General features: G+C 43.0%; 16 protein-coding genes. 5 read left to right on the top strand and 11 right to left on the bottom strand.

What is annotated here, in order from left to right; genetic code table 11:
- Nucleotides 1-63: 63 nt before the first annotated feature.
- Complete coding sequence (gene atpE, locus FHS10_RS13085) at nucleotides 64-273, bottom strand: ATP synthase F0 subunit C (protein WP_259091316.1); 210 nt, start codon at nucleotides 271-273, stop codon at nucleotides 64-66.
- Nucleotides 274-316: 43 nt separating this feature from the next.
- On the bottom strand, nucleotides 317-1402 hold the full coding sequence (gene atpB / locus FHS10_RS13080) for a F0F1 ATP synthase subunit A (RefSeq protein ID WP_259091314.1): 1086 nt from the start codon (nucleotides 1400-1402) through the stop codon (nucleotides 317-319).
- A gap of 102 nt (nucleotides 1403-1504) precedes the next feature.
- Here atpB and FHS10_RS13075 point away from each other — a divergent pair, with 102 nt between their 5' ends.
- Nucleotides 1505-1702 carry a hypothetical protein gene (locus FHS10_RS13075; RefSeq protein ID WP_259091313.1) on the top strand — a complete coding sequence of 66 codons (198 nt, stop codon included), beginning with the start codon at nucleotides 1505-1507 and terminating at the stop codon, nucleotides 1700-1702.
- Between the two features lie 97 nt (nucleotides 1703-1799).
- Here the strand turns inward: FHS10_RS13075 and FHS10_RS13070 are convergent, their stop codons facing one another.
- Nucleotides 1800-2027 carry an AtpZ/AtpI family protein gene (locus FHS10_RS13070; RefSeq protein WP_259091312.1) on the bottom strand — a complete coding sequence of 76 codons (228 nt, stop codon included), beginning with the start codon at nucleotides 2025-2027 and terminating at the stop codon, nucleotides 1800-1802.
- A gap of 67 nt (nucleotides 2028-2094) precedes the next feature.
- Here FHS10_RS13070 and FHS10_RS13065 point away from each other — a divergent pair, with 67 nt between their 5' ends.
- The 4 genes from FHS10_RS13065 to uvrC all read left to right on the top strand — a co-directional run bounded on the left by FHS10_RS13065 (nucleotide 2095) and on the right by uvrC (nucleotide 9812).
- Nucleotides 2095-2298, top strand: coding sequence for a hypothetical protein (locus FHS10_RS13065; RefSeq protein ID WP_259091310.1), 204 nt, complete (start codon nucleotides 2095-2097; stop codon nucleotides 2296-2298).
- Nucleotides 2299-2366: 68 nt separating this feature from the next.
- On the top strand, nucleotides 2367-5378 hold the full coding sequence (gene porW / locus FHS10_RS13060; protein WP_259091308.1) for a type IX secretion system periplasmic lipoprotein PorW/SprE: 3012 nt from the start codon (nucleotides 2367-2369) through the stop codon (nucleotides 5376-5378).
- Nucleotides 5379-5383: 5 nt separating this feature from the next.
- Nucleotides 5384-7639, top strand: coding sequence for a penicillin-binding protein 1A (locus FHS10_RS13055; protein ID WP_259091301.1), 2256 nt, complete (start codon nucleotides 5384-5386; stop codon nucleotides 7637-7639).
- Nucleotides 7640-7997: 358 nt separating this feature from the next.
- Complete coding sequence (gene uvrC, locus FHS10_RS13050; RefSeq protein WP_259091300.1) at nucleotides 7998-9812, top strand: excinuclease ABC subunit UvrC; 1815 nt, start codon at nucleotides 7998-8000, stop codon at nucleotides 9810-9812.
- A gap of 443 nt (nucleotides 9813-10255) precedes the next feature.
- Here uvrC and porN read toward each other — a convergent pair whose 3' ends face one another.
- The 8 genes from porN to FHS10_RS13010 all read right to left on the bottom strand — a co-directional run bounded on the left by porN (nucleotide 10256) and on the right by FHS10_RS13010 (nucleotide 21053).
- On the bottom strand, nucleotides 10256-11239 hold the full coding sequence (porN, locus tag FHS10_RS13045) for a type IX secretion system ring subunit PorN/GldN (protein ID WP_259091299.1): 984 nt from the start codon (nucleotides 11237-11239) through the stop codon (nucleotides 10256-10258).
- 6 nt (nucleotides 11240-11245) lie between these two features.
- Nucleotides 11246-12760, bottom strand: coding sequence for a type IX secretion system motor protein PorM/GldM (porM, locus tag FHS10_RS13040; protein WP_259091297.1), 1515 nt, complete (start codon nucleotides 12758-12760; stop codon nucleotides 11246-11248).
- Nucleotides 12761-12799: 39 nt separating this feature from the next.
- On the bottom strand, nucleotides 12800-13603 hold the full coding sequence (gene porL / locus FHS10_RS13035; RefSeq protein WP_259091296.1) for a type IX secretion system motor protein PorL/GldL: 804 nt from the start codon (nucleotides 13601-13603) through the stop codon (nucleotides 12800-12802).
- Between the two features lie 48 nt (nucleotides 13604-13651).
- Nucleotides 13652-14962, bottom strand: coding sequence for a T9SS ring complex lipoprotein PorK/GldK (gene porK, locus FHS10_RS13030; RefSeq protein WP_259091294.1), 1311 nt, complete (start codon nucleotides 14960-14962; stop codon nucleotides 13652-13654).
- 253 nt (nucleotides 14963-15215) lie between these two features.
- Nucleotides 15216-15980, bottom strand: coding sequence for a uroporphyrinogen-III synthase (locus FHS10_RS13025; RefSeq protein ID WP_259091503.1), 765 nt, complete (start codon nucleotides 15978-15980; stop codon nucleotides 15216-15218).
- Nucleotides 15981-15992: 12 nt separating this feature from the next.
- Nucleotides 15993-16946, bottom strand: a complete 954-nt coding sequence (locus tag FHS10_RS13020) for a DUF4271 domain-containing protein (protein WP_259091289.1) — start codon at nucleotides 16944-16946, stop codon at nucleotides 15993-15995.
- Nucleotides 16947-17042: 96 nt separating this feature from the next.
- Nucleotides 17043-17813: a hypothetical protein gene (locus FHS10_RS13015; RefSeq protein WP_259091288.1), complete on the bottom strand. Its 771-nt coding sequence runs from the start codon at nucleotides 17811-17813 to the stop codon at nucleotides 17043-17045.
- A gap of 87 nt (nucleotides 17814-17900) precedes the next feature.
- Entirely contained in the window at nucleotides 17901-21053 is a 3153-nt protein-coding gene (locus tag FHS10_RS13010) for a glycoside hydrolase family 92 protein (RefSeq protein WP_259091286.1), read from the bottom strand.
- Nucleotides 21054-21176 lie beyond the last annotated feature (123 nt).

Here is a 21176-nt window from a genome sequence, read left to right as displayed (position 1 = left end):
TAATTAAAAGCCGGGCTGGTGCCAATCGCGCCAGGCACGGCTTTTATTTTTTAACCGGGTTTCTTATTTAAGACCCAGGAATGATACAACTATACCAAACAGAGCAGCACCTTCAATAAGAGCCGCAGCGATGATCATAGCAGTTTGGATTTTTGAAGCAGCTTCTGGCTGACGTGATATACCTTCCATGGCTTTACCACCAACCTGACCGATACCAATGCCGGCACCGATTACCGCTAAACCTGCACCTAATGCAGCAATACTTCCAATCATGATTTAAAATTTAAATGTTAATATATATTATAGTTATTTACGATTAATGGTGATGCTCTTCAATTGCACTACCGATAAACAATGATGTAAGCAGGGTAAAAATAAACGCCTGCAGCAATGCTACCAGTAACTCCAATATATCCATGAACACCACAAACGCAACAGATACCGGCGCAATAGCTACTGATTTAAAAACAAAGATCAGTGATATTAAACTAAGCACAATAATGTGCCCCGCGGTAATGTTGGCAAACAAACGAATCATGAGGGCGAATGGCCTTGAAAAAATCCCAAGTAATTCAACCACCCACCAAAGCGGCCAAAGCCAGATTGGCACAGTACCCGGGAAAAATATGTGACCCCAGTAATGTTTATTACCGTTAAGATTTACAACCAGCAAAGTAATAACCGAAAGCACCAGCGTTACCGCGATATTACCGGTTAAATTTGAACCACCCGGAAAGAAAGGGATTAAACCTATCAGGTTGTTGATCAATATAAAAAAGAATACAGTTAACAACAACGGCATAAAGCGCGCGTATTTGTAACCAATGTTTGGCAAGGCCACATCATCCCTTATAAAAAGGATAACCGGCTCCAGGAAAGATTGCAAACCTTTTGGCGCTTTACCAACGCGTTTTTTATAGCTTGACGCCACGCTCAGGAAAATGATAAGCAGCAAAATAACCGACATCCACAACGACGCCACGTTGCGGGTTATCGACAGGTCAAAAACCGAGGCTGTAGCATCAATAGTTTTATCATCGCCGGTTACAGCTTTCACTTTATCATGTACCAAGGCATATTTGTAATATTTACCCTGGTGAATTTCTTCGCCTTCATGACCAAATACTGATGACATAAATATTTCTACACCTTTGTTGGTATATAATATTACAGGCAAAGGAAATGCGATACCGCCACCCACATGATAAAAATGCGAGTCGCCAATATGTTCCATAATGGTTTCTGTAGGGTCAAACTTTTCTTCAGTTTTTGTTTCCTGGCCGTTTTCAGGGGCTTTTTGCTCTTGGGCGTAAAGCCTGCCAAAGGAAAGTAGCGTTAAAAAAACGCCCAAAACTACGCTGGTGGTTATTTTTCTTGAGTTCAAAATGTGGCTAAAATCCATTAATTGCGAGATTCTTACTATAAATTTTGGTTGCGCAAGTTACATAACAAAGTGTAGATTTCAAAGCCCATATTTAAGATATATATATAAGCAAAATTTGCCATGAAAACATACCGGTCAATTGGTGTTTTGGTTACCAATATCAATACAAAGAGCAAGCTGAAAAGTATTTTAACAGTGGTTGCTATTAAAAAGGTTTGGGCATATAACTCAGGTTTTATTTGCCCTATAACCAACACCAGCATTACGGTTAAAAAAGTAAATATGCCTATAAAAGCAAACAACACCCAAAACTTTTGAATAAGCCAGTTTTGATGACCATTATGGCTTGCCAACGCCGGCAAAGCTCCTATTATTATAACAAATACAAGGTACCCAAAGGCAGGTTTAAGCAGTTTCAATTTTTTACAGATCTGATTACTAAAAACAACGAGCCAAAAACTCCCAACAAAGCCAGTAAGGCGGTTACCCATTTAGTTTGATGATTTGCGGCTTCATCAATTTTGTATCCGGCAAAAGTACAAATACCAATAATTACCAGCATCTGGAATGCTATGCCCATATATTTGGCGTAGCTGTTTGCCTCGTTGCTGCCGTTACCATCACTTTGTTCATTTTGGGCCATGCGCAAATTTATTAAACCTATTGTATAATCTTTAGTATTTTAGCAATGCTTTTAATTATAAATATTTATGAAGATCTTGTTAGGCAAAAATGACGACAAAGCTGTCTTTGTAAAAACACTTTTAAAAAAGCATACCAAAACTAAACCTAATACCGAGGCTAACCATGTATTTTTAACAGAATTATTATACGCCGTAGAAGAAATCAAACTGATAAAAACCGGACAGCTAAAGGGAAGACCCGCTGAAGAGTTGCTAAAAGAGCTTCCTTAAATTCTACGTTAGAAATAGCACATGGCAATAAAAGATTTATTAAAGCTTATTTACCAAAACAAAAACCTTTGAGGCGCAATTCTAACTACATCATTATAAAGCAAGTCAGTTTTGCGCTGTTTGCATTCATGCTATTCCTGGCAGGTTGCTCGCTCGAAAAAGAAAGCGGCTTTAACCGCAATATGCAAAATCTTACCGCGCATTATAACATACTATTTAACGCCAACGAGATACTCCGCATTAAACAGGAAAGCTATGCCACCGGCTTCGTTGACTCCTACAACGAACTACTAAACGTTTATCCCGATACTACGGCCCAAGGCGGTACGGCCGATAAAGACCTGGAGCTGGCTATCAGCAAAGCCAATAAAATCATCAATATTAAAGAACAAAGCCATTACCTGGGCGATGCCTACCTGGTGCTGGGTAAGTCCCGCTTTTTGGAGGGAAATTATTTTGATGCCGTAGAGTACTTTAACTATGTTGTTTTATCATACGGTAAACAGGCCAATTTAAAACAGGAAGCATTGATCTGGAAGGCAAGGGCTTTGCTATACCTTAATAACCCATCCGAGGCCAAAGTGGCTATTGACACCGCCATTAACAACATCAACCCTAAAAAAAGCATACCGGCAGGCATTTACGCGGCAAAACTGCAGCATGACATTGATGTTGAAGAATACCCTGCCGCCGAAGAGAGCGCGAAAACAGCGCTGCAATATTGCCATGATGGCAACCTTAAATTAAGGTGGACCTTTATTTTGGCCCAGCTGCAGGAGCTTAATCAAAAACCAGACGCGGCCATTGTTAATTATACCAGTATTGTAAAAAGCAACGCATCGTTCGAGATGGCTTTTAACGCCAATCTTAATCGTATCCGTTTACAGGATATGGAAAGCGGCATCAAGCTAAACAAAACTGAACGCCTGCGTAAGCTGCTCCGGAACCAAAACAACAAGGAATTTACAGATCAGATCTATTACCAGATAGCCCAGCAATTTTATACCGCCGGCGATATTGATAACGCCATCAAAAACTATAAGCTATCGGTACGCAACAGCACCAAAAACCAAAGTCAGAAAGGGTTGAGCTATTTACGCATTGCCGATATCGACTTTAAAAACAAAGCAGATTATGCCGGGGCCAAACTATATTACGATAGCACCCTCACTTACCTGCCCCCTACCTATCCGGGCTACCAGATCATCCGTAAAAAAGCCAATAACCTGCAGATACTAACCGGGCTGCTACAAACTATATCGCATGAGGATACCCTGCAAATGCTGGCCGCGCTTGATGAGAAAACCCGCGCCGCACGTATCGAGGCGATGGTTAACCGCAAAATTTTACAAGATAAAGTAGTTCAGCAGGCTGCGGATAATAATGCCGGTCAGTTAGAAAACAACCGGAACACCGCAGGCTTAAACAACCAGCAGGCCAACAAAATTGGCGGCAGCACATTTTACTTTTATAATCCGGCAGCGTTAAGCGCGGGGGTAAATGATTTTAAACGACAATGGGGTAACCGCAAACTGGAAGATAACTGGCGCCGCAGCAAACGGTCAAACAGTACCCTTGCCCAAACCGTTAATTCCCCAGGTAGCCAAAGTGATGATCCGTTTGCCCCATCGCCGCAAGATGCTGCCAACGCATTAAAAGGCGATGCGGGTGCTTACCGGCAGGACCTGATTAAAAACGTACCACTCACACCCGATCTGCTCAACCGGTCAAACATCAGGGTTTATAATGCCTACATGGATATGGCCAATTTTTACCGCGATATTTTGGGCGATAAAAAAGAAGCCATAGCAACCTATGAGGCTTTATTACTGCGTTTCCCTAAAAGCAGCGATAAGGCAGCCGTATATTATAACCTGTACCGCTTATATGCCGATGTGGATGTAAAAAAATCTGAGGATTATAAAAACAGGATCCTGGCAGAATTCCCCGAATCCGTTTTTGCCAAAGTAATTCTTGACCCTAATTACGCCAAACGCCTGGACGATGCCAATGCCGAGTTTAACGGGTATTATAACAAAGTGTATGACTTGTATAGCCAAAGGAAATACACTGATGTAATTACGCAGGCCAATGACCTGCTAAGCCGCTATCCAGATAATAAATTTGCAGCACAACTGTACTATTTAAAAACGATAGCCGCAGCCCACCAGGAAAAACTGCAGCCATTTTTAACAGACCTGCAATTGATTGTAGCTAAATACCCTAACGACAGGCTGGTAACTCCATTAGCACAACAACATCTTACCTATATCGATTCAAACAAAACGGAGATGGCGACCCGATCTGTTGTTTTATCTGATAATGATTTAAACGAAATTCCATTTACGCCGCCGGTAGCCTATCAAAAAAAAACAGAATACCGCCCGGTTTATCATCCATCGGCCGATGTACAGGTTGCACAAGTAAGGCAGGAGCCTAAAGTGACGCCGCCAATAAAGCCCAAGGCCGAGCCCCCGGTACAGGCACCGCCAAAACCTGTTGAACAGGTTAAACCACCTGTTGTAGCGGTTGTAACTCATAAAGATTCGGTTAAAACGATTGTTGAACCACCTAAGCAGCCGGTAAATGCTAACGCGGCACCTACTGTTGATTCGGTACGCAAGCTCCTTGATCAGTTTGCCGCGGCCAAACAGGCCCAGCAACAACAGTCGCCTGCAGCTGCCCCACCAGTAATAACGGCGACTCCGGTAACTTATATATTTAACTTAAGGGATAGCACCAACTATTACTTTGTTATAAATGTTGCCACAGGTACAACTAACCTTGCTTCTTCACGTTTTGGAGTAGGGCAGTTTAACCGTATCCATTTTGCAAATAGCGCCATTAAGCACGACCTGAAACCCATAGGGGCCGATGACCAGGTAATATTTGTAGGTCGCTTTTACAGCCTGGACGATGTTAAAAATTACGCGCGTGGCATTGTGCCTTTATTGCCCGAGATTATGAAGGTACCTAAGGATAAATACAGTTTTTTTATCATTACGAAGGAAAATCTGGATAAATTAGCCGACCAAAAAACATTAGATAGTTATATTGATTACTATCAGAAATTCTATTGAAAAAAATGAAGACCACCTATAATAAGAAACCAACACTTAGCTCGCAGGATATAAGGCACTATAACTGGTACATATGGCGTAGCGTTATCGCGCTTTTTGTGTTGGTTGCCATCATGTTCACGCTCACCATTTTTGATGTATTTGGTCAGCTGCCATCATTTCGCGACCTTGAAAATCCCAAAAGTAACCTTGCGTCAGAGGTGATTTCATCAGATAAACAGGTGCTGGGAACTTATTATGTTCAAAACCGATCAAACGTTACCTATAAAGAATTATCGCCTAATGTGATTAACGCGCTTATCGCCACAGAGGATAAAAGATTTTACGACCACTCAGGCATCGATTTTGGCCGCAGCTTTACCATTTTCCTGCATTTACTTATCGGTCAAAAACAGGGTGGCAGTACCATTACCCAACAGTTGGCAAAAAACCTATTTACCGAAAAATCAAATAACCCCTTTGTAAGGATCACCCAAAAGCTACAGGAGTGGATAACCGCTGTTAAGCTGGAGCGCCATTACACCAAGCAGGAAATCCTGACCATGTACTTAAACAAGGTTGATTTTGGTGCCTATAACACATACGGCATAAAATCGGCCGCGCGCACTTACTTTAACACCACGCCAGATAAGTTAACGCCAGACCAGGCAGCTTTATTAATAGGCATGGTAAACGGGCCGGGCATCTATTCGCCTATCAGGCACCCTAAAAACGCTATTAACCGCCGTAACCTGGTACTTAACCGCATGGCAGAGCAAGGTTCGTTAAGTGAAGGCCAAGCGGCAGAATTAAAGCAAAAACCATTGGGTTTAGATTTTCACCTTAATACCCATATAGATGGCCCTGCTCCTTATTTCAGATCGGTATTGAAAAAGGAGGTACAAAAGATTTTTAAAGAACAAAACCTTAACCGTCCCGACGGCACGCCCTATGATCTTGATCGCGATGGCTTAAAGATATATACCACCATTGATGCCACCATGCAACAATATGCCGAAGAGGCACAGCTGGAGTACATGAAAAACCTGCAAGTGCAGTTTAATGACCACTGGCGTGGGCAAAACCTTGCAAAAAGCATCCATAACTTTAAGTTTTTGGTTAACCAGGGAATGCTTAAAAGCGACAGGTATAAACAACTAAAGGCGCAAGGTTTAGATGATGAGGATATTAAAACCAATTTTAACACGCCTGATACCGTTAACCTGTTTACCTGGCATGGCAACATCGATACACTGATGAAGCCTATCGACTCTATTGTATATAGCAAAATGTTATTGCGTAATGCCCTGATGAGTATGGACCCAACTACCGGCTACGTTAAAGCCTGGGTTGGCGGCACCAACTTTGAACATTTTAAGTACGACCAGGTAAAGAACGGTACACGGCAGGTAGGCTCAACGGCCAAACCGTTTACCTACGCGGTAGCTATTGATAATGGCTATTCGCCTTGTATGAAAATCAATAATGTGCCGGATACTATTCGCGGTTATGGCGATCCATGGTGCCCGCGGTCTTCCCCGTCAGAAACTTTGCCAGGCTTTATCACCCTGCGCCAGGCTTTGGCCCATTCGCAAAACTGGGTAACTGCCCATGTGATGAGCGAGGTGAAGCCAGAGCCGGTTGTTGAGCTGATTAAAAAAATGGGTATCACCAGCGCGGTACCACCCTACCCTTCTATCTGCCTGGGCACATTTGATGCCTCGGTATTTGAAATGACCGCGGCTTACTCGGTATTTGCCAACCACGGTTTATGGACAGAGCCAACTTATATACTACGCATTGAAGACAAAAACGGTAACGTTTTATATACCCATACCCCAAAAGTAGTACAGGCCATGAACCCGCAAACCGCGTATGTAATGACTTATATGCTTAAAGGCGTTATTGAAGAGGGTACTGGCGCAAGGCTTGGCTACAAATATGGCTTACACAACCCTATAGGTGGCAAAACCGGTACCACTCAAAACAACTCCGATGGTTGGTTTATAGGGATTACCCCTCAACTGGTTACCGGGCTGTGGACGGGTTGCGAAGACCGAGATATTGCCTTTCAGTCAACAAGATTAGGTGAAGGTGCTAACAGTGCCCTCCCAATATTTGCCATATATATGAAAAAGGTATATGCTAACCCCGCTCTCGGCATCAAAAAAACAGTTGATTTCGATGCACCCAAAAACGGCGTAAGTATAGTACTTGATTGCGGACAATACACTCAGCAGCAGCAGGGGACTAATGAGGTAGATAAGAAACTGGATTTTTAAGAAGTTAAAATAGTAAAAGCCCCCGTCATTGCGAGTTTTAAAAATCGCGGCCGCCGAATGGGTGAAATGGCAAAAATGATTTGTCATCCTGAGTTGTAAAATTTCGCGAAATTCTGAAGGTGGAATGACAACATAAAGCTATGTCATTGCGAGGCACGAAGCAATCGCGAACTATGCAGATCCGCCCTGTAGAGCATGCGATTGCTTCGTGCCTCGCCATGACATGGTGGACTTGTCATGGGTAGCAACGAAGCAATCGCGAACTATACAAATCCGCTCTGTAGAGCATGAGATTGCTTCGTTCCTCGCAATGACATAGGCGGCGAGACAAAGCCAAACAATCATTGACGATTGAGCTATGAGTGAGAAATTTGATTATAGAGAAGCGCTGAAAAACATCCCCCACAAACCTGGGGTTTACCAGTATTGGGATGTGGAGAATGAACTCATCTATATTGGTAAGGCTAAAGATCTGCGTAACCGGGTAGGTTCGTATTTTAATAAGGATGCACATATCAATGCCAAAACCAGGGTGCTGGTATCCAAAATCCGTAATATAACTTTTACTATAGTTGATACCGAGGTGGATGCCTGGCTGTTGGAAAACGCCATGATCAAAAAGCATCAGCCGCGCTATAATGTAATGCTCAAGGACGATAAGACCTATCCCTGGATCATTATCAAAAACGAAAACTTTCCCCGCATTTTCTGGACCAGGCGTATTGTTAAAGATGGATCAAAGTATTTAGGTCCCTATGCATCGGTAAGTATGATGCACAACATTTTGGGGCTTATCAAAGAAACCTATCCCCTGCGTACCTGTAACCTGGCGCTCACCCGCGAAAATATTGATAAGGGCAAATTTAAAGTTTGCCTGGAGTACCAGTTGGGCAATTGCAAAGGCCCTTGCCAAAACTATCAAACCGAAGATGATTACGATAACAGCATCGGCGAGATCACCGATATCCTGAATGGGAAGATTGGCGCCATATTGCGCCGCCTTAAGGGCGAAATGGAGGCTGCTGTGGCCGACTATAATTATGAGCTGGCCCATCGTCTTAAACGTAAGTTTGATCTGCTGGATAACTACCAGAGCAAATCAACCATTGTTAACTCATCTATTACCGATGTGGATGTATTTAACATCGCATCTGAAGAGAAATTGGCCTTTGTGAACTACTTAAAGGTAATGAACGGCACCATCATTCAAACGCAAACCATCGAGCTTAAAAAGCGCCTGGACGAGAGCGATGAAGACCTGCTTACGCTGGCCATCATTGAATTCAGGAGCAGGTACAACAGCACTTCCAAAGAGGTGATTGTTCCGTTTAAGATAGATGTGGAAGATGTGCCTGGCATTAAGTTTACCGTGCCCCAATTAGGCGAAAAACGTAAACTACTTGATTTATCCCAAAAGAACGTTCAGTTTTTCAAAAAAGAAAAAATAGACCAGTACGAAAAGCTAAACCCCGAAATCCGTACCGAGCGTTTACTTACGCAGATGATGAAGGATTTGCGCATGAATCAGCTGCCAAGGCATATTGAGTGTTTTGATAACTCCAACTTCCAGGGCAAGTACCCGGTTTCGGCCATTGTGGTATTCAGGGATGGGAAACCGTTTAAAAAGGACTATCGCCACTTTCATGTAAAAACGGTTGAAGGCCCCAATGACTTTGCCACCATGGAAGAGGCTGTACACCGCCGTTACCGCCGCATGCTTGATGAAGGGACGGAGTTACCTCAGCTAATCATTATCGACGGTGGCAAAGGACAGCTATCATCTGCCATGCATAGTTTAAAGTTATTAGGGATTGATAAGCAGGTAACGGTTATAGGCATCGCCAAACGCCTGGAAGAACTGTATTACCCGCACGATCAGTACCCGATGTATCTTGATAAAAAATCCGAAACGTTAAAAGTTATTCAACACCTGCGCGACGAGGCCCACCGGTTTGGCATTACCTTTCACCGCAAGATACGTGATAAAGGTACGCTGGCTACAGAACTGGAACTCATAGAAGGTATTGGCAAAACAACAGCCGAAAAGTTATTAAAATATTTCAAATCAGTTAAAAAGATTCGGGAAGCCAGTGAAGAGATGTTGTTGGAGGTAGTGAATTTGAAACAGGCCAAGGCGATAAGGAGTTATTTTAGTACGGAGGAGATGAGTTAACTGCTTAATGATAATATAGCGCTATGTCATTGGGAGTTTTAAATTCCGGGGGACTGTGAAGGTGGAATGACAATATAAATCTATGTCATTGCGAGGAACGAAGCAATCGCGAATTGTGCAGATCCGCCCTGTAGAGCATTGAGATTGCTTCGTGCCTCGCCATGACATAGTGAACTTGTGATGGGTAGATTGTAGAAGCTCGCGGGCAAGGCCTCAGTGCACGAGTCTTCGACAGACTTACCTACCTCAAAATGCAATACGCCTGGGTAAGAACGAAGCATTCCGTCGTCATGCATACTCGCCCTGTAAAGCGACGAGATTGCCGCGCTTCGCTCGCGATGACATAGCTTATATTACTCGTTTGCCCGTTAGATCTCCCTTAAAAGCAAAAAGTCAAAACCATAACAGTTTTGACTTTTTACTTTTGAATTTTGACTTAGCAATTAGTATTGCCAAAGGTTAAGTTCCCAATCCATTAGGTTTTTCTTGATCTTTTCGGCTTCGTAGAGCTTATCAATGCCCTGGGCGTAGTCTTTTATACGTTCGTCCTTATCGTTACTTTGTTTCACAATATAACTGGTAAAAATCCTTTTCATGAAAGCATCATCAAAGCTTAAACCCGTTGCATCACTATTGCGGCTCACTACCTCTTTGGTTGATAAAACCTGACGCGCATCAGGGAAATAGATCCAAAACGCAGGTAGGTAATCAACATCGGCAGTGCCTAATCCTTTTGGTTTAATAAGCGGCGCTATGCCAACAATGCGGGGCTCAAATATTGAACGTTGCTTGTCAAATATCCAATCTTCTTTAATGCGGAATTTAAGAACACTATCGGGGTTAAACTCGCTGGCCACCATTGATGAGCCTACGATGTTTCCATCTTTATCTACCTTATTTACCACGCTGCTATCGGCACCAGCCAAACGGCCTTTTGCAGCCGCTGGAGTTAACGGGGTAGAAAAGCTATCACCATTAACATCATCCTTTTTACCCGGTGTCGGATCGTAAGCAGTTAACTCGCCACTCATCACAGCCGCAAGCAACACATCAATTAAACGGCATTTTGGCGATGCCAGGTAATTGTTCATTTTTTCGCGTACGTCAATTTCCCGCCATACTCTTTTTTGAAATGCCACATCACTCTCACGCAAGCTGGGATAAGGCGTTACCTTTGCGCTTAAAATATTGTTCTTTTTAAAATATCCGTCAAGCGGCCTTTCAAAAGGCTTGGCAGGGGTCTTTTTTGTTGTATCAACAGGTGGCGCGCTTACAACACTATTTGCCTGAGGATTTACCTGGCGCTGCCTGCTTGCTGTGGTAGCAGCAGGTTTTTTACCACGGGTACTTGTTTTTTTCTTTTTTGTTTGCGCAAATGCACTTACACAAGCCAAACAAAGTACGATTAACAAAATTCTCTTTTTCATACGCGTTTAATTAGCGGATAATACAATAGCGTCAAGTGCGCGCGGTGAACCATCAGGACCAACAGCTACAACATCTTTAAATACCACTGTTGTACCAGGTGTAACACTATTCATCGCCGATTTCATGGCACCGGTAAGTTCGCTACTGGTACCAGAATATATAATTGGGTCCTGGCGCGGTTTAATTATAAATAAAGTAAAACGGGTTACGTTAAATTTTGCATCAAAATCAAAGCCTTCAAGTTTGGCAAATAGCCTGTCTTGCGCCCTTAAGTTGGCCGCACTTGTTGCACCACCGCTTTTGCCACCAAACTGTGCTTTAGGATCGGGAATACGTTTTATACGAAACGCAGAAGCACCTAACACCATGCCCTTTTCGCCGGTAACAGTGATCTTAGCATCACCAATGCTGCTCACTTTAACTGTATAATGACCCGCAGAGCCGCTGATAGAACCACCGCTCATGCTTACATTTAAAGCAGATGTTGGCACACCAGGCGCAGAAACAGTAACCGGGTTTGGTACACCTATGTATAAAACGTTCATCTTATCTGGTGATACTACTGCCGATGGGCGGGCTACCATATAAGTTTGCGATATAGGATAATGTTTATCCGGGCCACCATCAACAGATTTAACTGCCAGGTCACCTGTCCAGGTATGAACACCTTCACCGCTTGCAGTGGTGGTATAAGTACCAACACCATTTGAAGTAGGTACAGATGAACCTCCTACTGTAATAGTAGGGTTGGTATGCGAGTCGTAAGCAGTTAGATAGATATCCGCTTTGTATTGCTGACCAGCTAATACGTAGCTGCTTGGCGCTACGGCTACAGCTTTGAATGAGTTAAGCGTAACTTCTGCTTTATCAACGTTTGCGTATAATTTTTTAACAACTTCGTTCTCGGCATTTTTAGTATCAGCCTGAATTTTAGCAAGCGTGGTTATCGTAGCTCCCAAAGGGATACCTTCACCAAAATAAGCATCCTGCCATGATTTATCCTGTATACCCGGACGTGACGCAGGAGGATTTGTGTTTAAAGAGAAGTTCATCCCCACACTATCCTTGCCTAACAACTGAAGTAATTTAGCTCTTGTAGCATCAATTTTTTCTTTCAGTGCATCTGCCCTCTTTCCGTTGATCATGATCTCTGACGAAATATCCAGGTTATCCCTGGCTGTAATGTCATCAATCTCAGGATTAATACCACCACCAGCATCAGTTAATTTGGCTTTAATCTCTTCAATGTAACTGTTCAATTCGGCGGTTTCCTTCTTTGCTTCATTGGCAGCATCTAAATATTTCCGTTTATCAGGTTGGGCTTTCACCTTGGCTTCAAAAGAGCTATAAGTATTTTGTAAGCTTGTATTTACGTTTTTAGTAGATGCATCTAAGCTCCTGGTAATATTTTTAAAAGCATCTAACAGGTTCTCTGGTACGTTTAGGGCAATTAAGCCTAAAAGCACCAGGTACAGAATACCTATCATTCGCTGTCTTGGGGTTTCCTTACCTCCGGCCATGTATTATAAATCTTAGCTTTTAAAAAAATCTATTAATAATTAACTAACACGCGTGTGGTTCATCGCGGTAAGCATATTGCCATAAATAGCATTTAACGCGCCCAGATTTTTAGCTAACCGTCCAACCTCTTCCTTAAACTGCTTTGAATCATCTAACGACTCATTAAAGTTGTTCATGGTTAAAGCAAGGTTTTGATAAAACTTGTTCATTGATTTTAAATGCGCGCTTGAGTCCTGTAATTCCAGTTCATAAACAGCATTCAATGAACCCAGGTTTTTAGCCAGTTTGTTTACCTGGTCATGGTACGCTTTTGAGTCAACATTTGAAGCGGCCATTTCAGATAAATTTTCTGATGCTTTTTCAAAGGCAATACTTAAGTTATCATAGCTTGCTGTAGCAGCCTTTACCTTTGAGGTGAAAGCGATGGTAGCTTCACCCGCATCGGTTACCCTTGATATCGCGGCAACTTTATCGCCAAATGTTCTTAGACCATCACCCAAGCTGCGTACCAACTCGGGACCAATTTTAGCATCATCCAGCATTTTATCTAATGCCGCGGTACTGTTTGAAGCGCCGATAGCTACCGGATGTGATGATGATTTTGGTAATTCGCCCTGGAAATCCTCATTAAGCTCAGGATATACACGTACCCAGTCAACGTCCTTGTCTTCGCGCTGTAAACCTAATATAAAGAAAAGCACAGCTTCGGTACCTAAACCTGCGGTAATGAATTCTGATGCGAATTTCCAGTGCTGTATTTTAAATAACAACCCGATGATAACAACCGTTGCACCGATTGAAATTATGTTTCCTATCCCGAATGGTTTTTTCTTTCCTGCCATAATAATCAGAAATAACTTTGTTTTTGAGTGTAGTGTTTATGTGTTTTGTTAGTGTTTGTCCCTAATATCACGCCCCAGGTAGCTGGTTACGCAACGGAAACCGATATACGATTTGGCGGTATCCTGATATTCATAAGTACGGGTTGAATTTTGTAGAAAATAGCCAATATCTTTCCACGAGCCGCCGCGAACAACTTTACGTTTGATCACTTCGGGATCAGTAGATTTGGCTTCAACCGCGAATGTTGGATTTAAATCATGTACAAATGTTGATGCAGATTCGTCAAACGCCGATGATGTCCATTCGGCAACGTTGCCTGCCATATTGTATAAACCGTAGTCGTTAGGAAAATAGGAACGTACGTTTACGGTATAAGCGCCGCCGTCATCGGTATAATTACCGCGGCCCGGTTTAAAGTTTGCTAATAAGCAGCCTTTGGCATTTTTAATGTAAGGACCACCCCATGGATAATCTGTACCTAACCTGCCACCACGGGCGGCATATTCAAATTCGCCCTCGTTTGGTAAGCGGTAATCTGCACGTGGCGGCAAATGATGCGCGTCTTTGTAAGCGGTATTATAACGCGTACGCCAAACAGTGAAGGCCCTTGCCTGCCTCCAGGTAACTCCTACTACAGGATAGTTACGAAAAGCAGGATGCGAAAAGTATGCCTCAACCATGGGCTCATTGGCGGCATATGAAAAATCACTTAACCAAACCAAAGTATCGGGGTAAACATTTACCGTATCACGTAAAATGAAATCAGAACGCCTTGATTTTGGATCGTTCCTATGATTGGCTGCATCGCGCAGCACCATTAAAGCATAGTTATATTTTAACAGGCGTACGTCAAGCTCGTCACGGTCAAATACGCGGTCTTCATTTTGGTAAAACATACCCTGAAGTTTTGATTTGTTGCTTGCAGCTCCTTTTTTATTACCCCAAACAGGATTTTTCTGTACATAAGCCCAGTTAATGTATCTTTTACCGCTTGCGCTTGCTGGTTTGCCTTTTGTTTGAATGTAGTATTTATTGTCGTTAACGTAGTTGGTGATAGCGATAGAGTCACGTACCCAGAATACGAATTTTTTGTATTGACTGTTGGTGATCTCGGTTTGATCCATGAAGAATGGAGATTCGGTAACCTGTTTTGGCTGCGCTGTTTGCGCAAAGGTCACATCCTGGTCTGTTTGGCCCATCATAAATGAACCACCGGGGATATACACCATTCCATAAGGTACTTCGGCCTTAAATGATCTTTGTGGAACGCCGGTTAACTCGCCTCTGTCGCCGCCACCGCCGCAACCGCTTAACAATCCACCAGCTAAAACAACTATTAAAAAGTATATCTGCTTCATTTTTAAATCAAAATTCCGTTATAAAAACTATAACATTATGAGACCCCCGAATATATCAAATTTGCACTACCGTGCCAAAAAACATTTAATTAAAGGCATAAAACGGCCTTTTAAATGCATTCAGCATTATTTTAACGGCAAAGTACCATATAAAACATAACGATCTGATAACCCACAGCAGTGTTAATCAGATGCCATTAATACGCTATTACAAGCTGTAAAGTTGCAATATGGTTAAATAAATTTCTAATTATTATTTATTTACCAGTTTGCAGTACTGCTCAATAGCCATGGTCATGGATGGGGCACCAGGAGTTGGGGCCGGAATATCCAGGATCAAACCAGCCTCAAGTACCGCTTTGTGCGTAGTTGCTCCAAAAGCAGCTATGCGCGTATTGTTCTGTTTAAAATCGGGAAAGTTTTTGTAAAGGGACTGAATGCTTGAGGGACTAAAGAATGCTATAACATCGTAAAACACCTCTGCCAGATCTGAAAGATCGCTGCAAACCGTGCGAAAAAGCACGGCAGGTGTAAAGTTATAACCATTCTCTAACAGGAAACGCTGGGTTTCTTCGGCAGCCACATCAGAGCATGGGTAAAGGAATTTCTCGGCAGAGTGTTTTTTAAGCACCTCGGCCAGGTCGGCCGCGGTTTGTTTGCCAAAAAAGATCTTGCGTTTACGGTATTGAATATACTTTTGCAGGTATAAGGCAATAGTTTCTGAAAGGCAGAAATATTTCATTTCAACCGGCACCTCAAAACGCATCTCTTCACAAATACGGAAGAAATGATCGGCAGAGTTGCGGCTGGTAAAAATAACCGCGGTAAAATCAGCCAGGTTAATCTTTTCCTTTCTGAAATCCTTGGCAGGCACACCCTCAACATGAATAAATGATCTGAAATCAATTTTCAGGTTAAGTTTTTTGGCCAGCTCGGCGTACGGATTTTTATCGTTTTCGGGCTTTGATAAAGTAACTAATATACTTTTAACCTTTTTCTTTCTGTCTTCCAAGTCTATTATTTTAACTACCTAAATCCTAATATTCAATGCCTTTATCAAAATCAAAATAGGGCAAATTTCGAGGGCACAAAGATACGTAAATAAATAAAACTTATGAAATCTGAATGTAGAAATTATATTTACGCTGCTCCTGACGTATTGCCATATAAAAATTATAATAATAATGATGAGTGTAAACCAAAGCAACACATGAATATACTGTGCCGCCAACAGGCTAAAACATATCACCACCGGTAAAAACACAAACGCTATATTAAAATAAGTGAGATGTAATATATTAAGGTATTCGCTTACCAGGCGGTTAATATCAAATATGAATCCAAGCACCTTAAGTACAATGAATTTCAAGGCGAACAGGGCTATAACCCCCACCGTAAGCAGCACAAAAAGCCGGGTGCCGCTTGACGAATAATAAACGCCCTTATATGCCGCCAATTGGTATAAAAATAAACCCAGTGTTAAACAGAACAATAAAAACAAGCCTAAAAAAGCCCAGGTACTTACTACTGCATCATCCTTACCGGCCTGTGATAGCACGCGCTTGCTGTAAAATGACTGTAACACAAACGTTACATCGTTATTAAGGGCCATATTTAGCAAAGCGGTATAAAGCAATAACCCAATGATGATCATGATAACCCAGGGATCGCGCAGCGTGCGGGTAAGGCCATCCTTAACTTTACTTTTATTTTTTAAATGAAGATCTAAAAAACCATATCCTTTATATACAGTATGGTCAATTAAGCTATCAAGATAGGCGCTGTTGTGAGTAGTAGAATCGGGCATGCGAATGTATTGCATGGCAATGGAGTCTGATACAAAGGCTTTGCGGGCCTGCATAGCATTGGCTACAGAATCGAGCAAAGAATTACCGCCTATTGCCATGCGCCTGTATTTAGGAGCCGCCGGCTTACCTGCAGTATCCTGCTGCGCAACAGCAACCGTTGCACCCCATAGAATCATTAGCAAGCAGCAGACAAAAAATCGCATCTAAAAATTAACCTCTTTTAATTTGGCTGCAAAATTACGGTAATAATTGGTTGTTTTGATAGATGGTTCTTAATTCTCGCCCGGCCCTGGCCACTTTTTATTAACACCGCCACCTTGCAAAGGCTTACGAACAGCCTGCACACCGGTTGCCGACCAAAACATTAAAAATCCAGGTTTAGTTTTGCTCACACTTACCCGTATCAGGATCCGTTTTGGATCGGGGTGAATATTGAGCAGATCAATATTATGATGATCCTTTTCTGTCATCACATCGTTTTTACCCCATTTGGCGAGGTCATGAACCAGGTAGCCAAAGTTTGCATCCGTAGCGGGAATATCATTATAATAATCGGGCAGGGTAAAGTTTTTTGTCTCGGCGCCATCCAGGTAAACCAATTCAACCTTCAGTTGTGATGCGCCTTCAGAACTGGTAAGCCCTAAATACATACCACTATATTTTCTGCGTGGTACGTTGAATGCAAAGCTGCCTTCGCCGGCCATGTACCGTGCCTGATTGTTCCAGTTATCGGTATTATTATAATGTAGTTTAATTGCCGGATGAGTAGCAGTCGCTGCAATTAATGAACCATCTGGCAAGGCATGCGGTGTTTTATCACCATGAAACAATGCTGCTGCCATGGAGAGGTATCCATCGCCATCACCGCCGCCATCTATACCTTTCGTCCAGCTGGTTAGTTTGCCATCAGTGAATGTTGTAACAGGGCGTGCATTGAGCAAAGTATCGATGTCAACCTGCACCGTTTTACCTTTTTGCTGGGCGTTACTAATGGTTGCTGCCAAAAGGCAGGGAATTAAAACGGCGGTAAGTTTAAAGCTCATGTTAATTGGTTGGCATAAAGGTATGCAAACCAGCGAAAGACTTACGAAGTTTCAGAAATTTCGCAAGTCAAAACATCTGCAAAACTTTTACTGCGATACCGGTACATCCGCAATACCCCAGTTGGTATTGGGTTTATCGCCCATTTTTAACACCAGGCTGCCGCCTTTTAAAAGTTCGGAGGCGGGAAAACTGAACGACTGCCATTCTTTACCATTCAAGGTAGCGCTTTGGATGTATTTGTTATTGCGTGATACGTTCACTGCTTCAATAGTAAAGCTCTGGCCCCTGCCGTATTGCCCGTTCAAGTGAATGGTCACTTTAGGAAATATCGGACTGCCTATTTCATATACAGGCTTGGTACTCGCGCCGCCATCTGTTTGAAACAGCCCCAGTGCATTCATCACAAACCACGAGCTCATTTGCCCCTGGTCTTCATCGCCCAGGTAGGCGTTTGATTCGCCAAAGCCGTAAAAACGATCAACAATGGCGCGGCTCCAGCGCTGGGTAAGCCATGACCTTTTAACCCAGTTAAACAGGAACGCGAAATGCATTGACTGCTGGTTACCCTGAATCACCGGGAAATCCCAATACTGATCGCCGGGGGCGTTAAAACGCAGCTTGTCGCTTTCGCTAAAGCCCCATTCCAACCGTTTAATAAATTTATCAACCCCAATGGCCTTAGCCAAACCGGGCACGTCCTGCGGTACAAAGTAAGTAAGCTGCCATGCGTTACCTTCTACATAATGCTCATTAGCACCAGATTTAAAAGGATCAAAATTGGGGAACCAGGTTCCGTCGGATTTTTTCAAGCGGGCATAACCGCTTTCGGGGTCTATGATGTTTTTCCAGTAGCCGGAGCGTTCGTGAAAAATATCAAACTCCTTTTGCTTACCTAATGATTTGGCCAGCTGCGATACTGTCCAATCGTCATACGCATATTCCAGCGTGTTTGAAAACCTGCCAAGGTCATAAGGCACATACTTATATTTAAGATAAGCTTCCAGATCCTCGTTACCGGCAAAACCGGCCGCTCCTACTTTTTGGGCAGGTGTGGTTTGCATTTTATTTACTGCCTCAAAAACTTTTTGCGCATCAAAATCGCGGATGCCCATTTGGTAAGCGCTCACCAAAAGTGGAATTTCGTGTTCGGCAACCATCACCGGTACGTAGTTCATCCCTGCCGGGCCTTTGGCCAGCCAGCCGTTAGCATCATACATAGCCAATTGCGAATGCACCCATTTGGACGACCACTCCGGCGTAACCAAATTCCAATACTGGTTCAAATTCCAAAACGTGTTCCAAAATGCGTCGCACCCTAAAGCCACCGAATTTGCATCTTTAAATTGCTGCACCCGTTTTGATGCATCAATCCATTGCCCGTTTACATCGCTCCAGGTATTGCGGCTGGCAAGGCCACGGTACATGTTGGTATAAAAACGCATTTTTTCGCGGTAATCATTGCTGCTGATCTCCAGCCGGCCAAATAAATTATTCCAGGTATCTTTTTGCGATTGACGTACTTTATCAAAGCCCCAGCCAAAAGGTTTGGTAATTTCTGTTTCCAGGTTTTGACCGGCATTATCAATACTCACCAACGAGATCCCCGTACGTACCTGGATCACCGGATTAACATTGGTATCAAACTCTACAAATGCGCCTGCTTTTTTGGGGTCGATAGCGGCATTTACATCTTTATCAGTAACCTCGTTATTTACCCAGGTACCAAATTTTTTAAATGGCCGGTCAAACTCAATCACAAAGTGGATGGTATAATCCTGATCGACCCCGCCCGACCATACATCTCTTGAAAACTGCTTGCTGTAACCCTCAATACGGGTATCACTGATCTTTTTAAAGCTGATGTCCTTCAGGTTATACCCGTACTCGGCAGGTATTTTCAAATCGATCATTACCCGGGCATTGGTACCCCTGGGATAAGTGTAACGCATAAAGCTGCAGCGGGTAGTAGCGGTTAGCTCAGCTTTGATGTTATAATCGGTAAGCTGTACCTTATAATACCCTATTTTAGCTTCCTCAGTAGCTTTGTCAATTTTTGAACGATAACCATCGCCATCTTTGGCCTCATCGCCTACCCTTGTTTTTAACGCTCCGCTTGTCGGGAAAATCCCCAACCCGGCCATTGTCCATTCATGAATATGGCTAAAAGTGCCCACACTTTCAAAAGCAGGATCGTACCCGGCCGACCAGCCCGCGTTTTGATTATCCGGACTTAGTTTAACCATACTGAAAGGCATCCATGGGCCGGGCGCTATCATCCAGCGCGAATGGGCGGTACCTATACGGGTGTTCCCATAGTCGGCAGGAGTAGCAATCGTTTGTGCAGATCGTTTAATCGTACCGCTCTGCAACAAGACACCATTACTATACACGGCATAGGTGCTTGTTTTGGCGGATGTAACCGCGGGCATAGGAATCTCTAACTGGTACCTTGCCGAATCGATGCTTTGCTCAAACACCTGTTTACCATCAAGCTTAACCGAAAGCTTTGGCGTACCGCTTAAGTGCTGCACATCAACCAACAGCGGCTGAAAGTAAGCGCCGTTATCATTAACCTCATAATCGGCGGCTTTAACCTCGCGCACAAAAATATCTTTGGGCTTTACCAACTCCAGCTTTTGCGGCCCGGTCATCACCACCTGGTCAAAAACCATCCAGGAGCCATCAAGCGTGGTCAATTGAATTTCGTTGCCCCCTTTATGCAACATGCCTGGTTTTATGTCGATAACTATTTTATAAGGATTGCTTTTTTTTAAGTTGCCGTAAATTGAACTATCTTTTTCTGCCTTTTTGGGAAACTGGTATTTAAACTCCCGTCCGTTTACCACTACCTTAAACAATGGCGGTTTCTCGTTATTATAACCGGCAAGATTAATTACAAGGCTACCAAATGTGTTTTGAGGCAAATTTGATATCCCAAAAAGGATATTCAACACATTGGTACGCGTGCCAGATGTAGAGCCGGTACCGCCCCAGCCATCTTTAATGCCGGGTAAAGTATACGGCCAGTCGGTTTCTGGTTTAGAGAAGCCTATGAGATAATAGCGGTCTTCCCAGCCAAAATCCTTGTATAAAAAATGATCGTAATCGGCAGGGGCTAATGCCATGCCGGCGCTGCTGTTATCGGCTTTGCCTATTTGCCATATCACTTTTTGCTGCGCCGATGTGGTTAACAGGTTAAAGCATAGCAAAGTTGTTAAAATGAATAATCCTTTTTTCATGTACATACGGAAGCAATCCGATTTATTTGTTGTATTGTACAAACATATTAAATTAGATTAAATTTACAAGCCATCTAACAGAGATTTTTTGTTGAATTTCATTTTCATGAACTTTACTGCTTT

Source organism: Mucilaginibacter dorajii (genome assembly GCF_024808255.1).
Taxonomy (GTDB): Bacteria; Bacteroidota; Bacteroidia; order Sphingobacteriales; family Sphingobacteriaceae; genus Mucilaginibacter; species Mucilaginibacter dorajii.
Note: the sequence above shows the minus strand (reverse complement) of the source record. Positions and strands in the feature narration are given on the sequence as shown.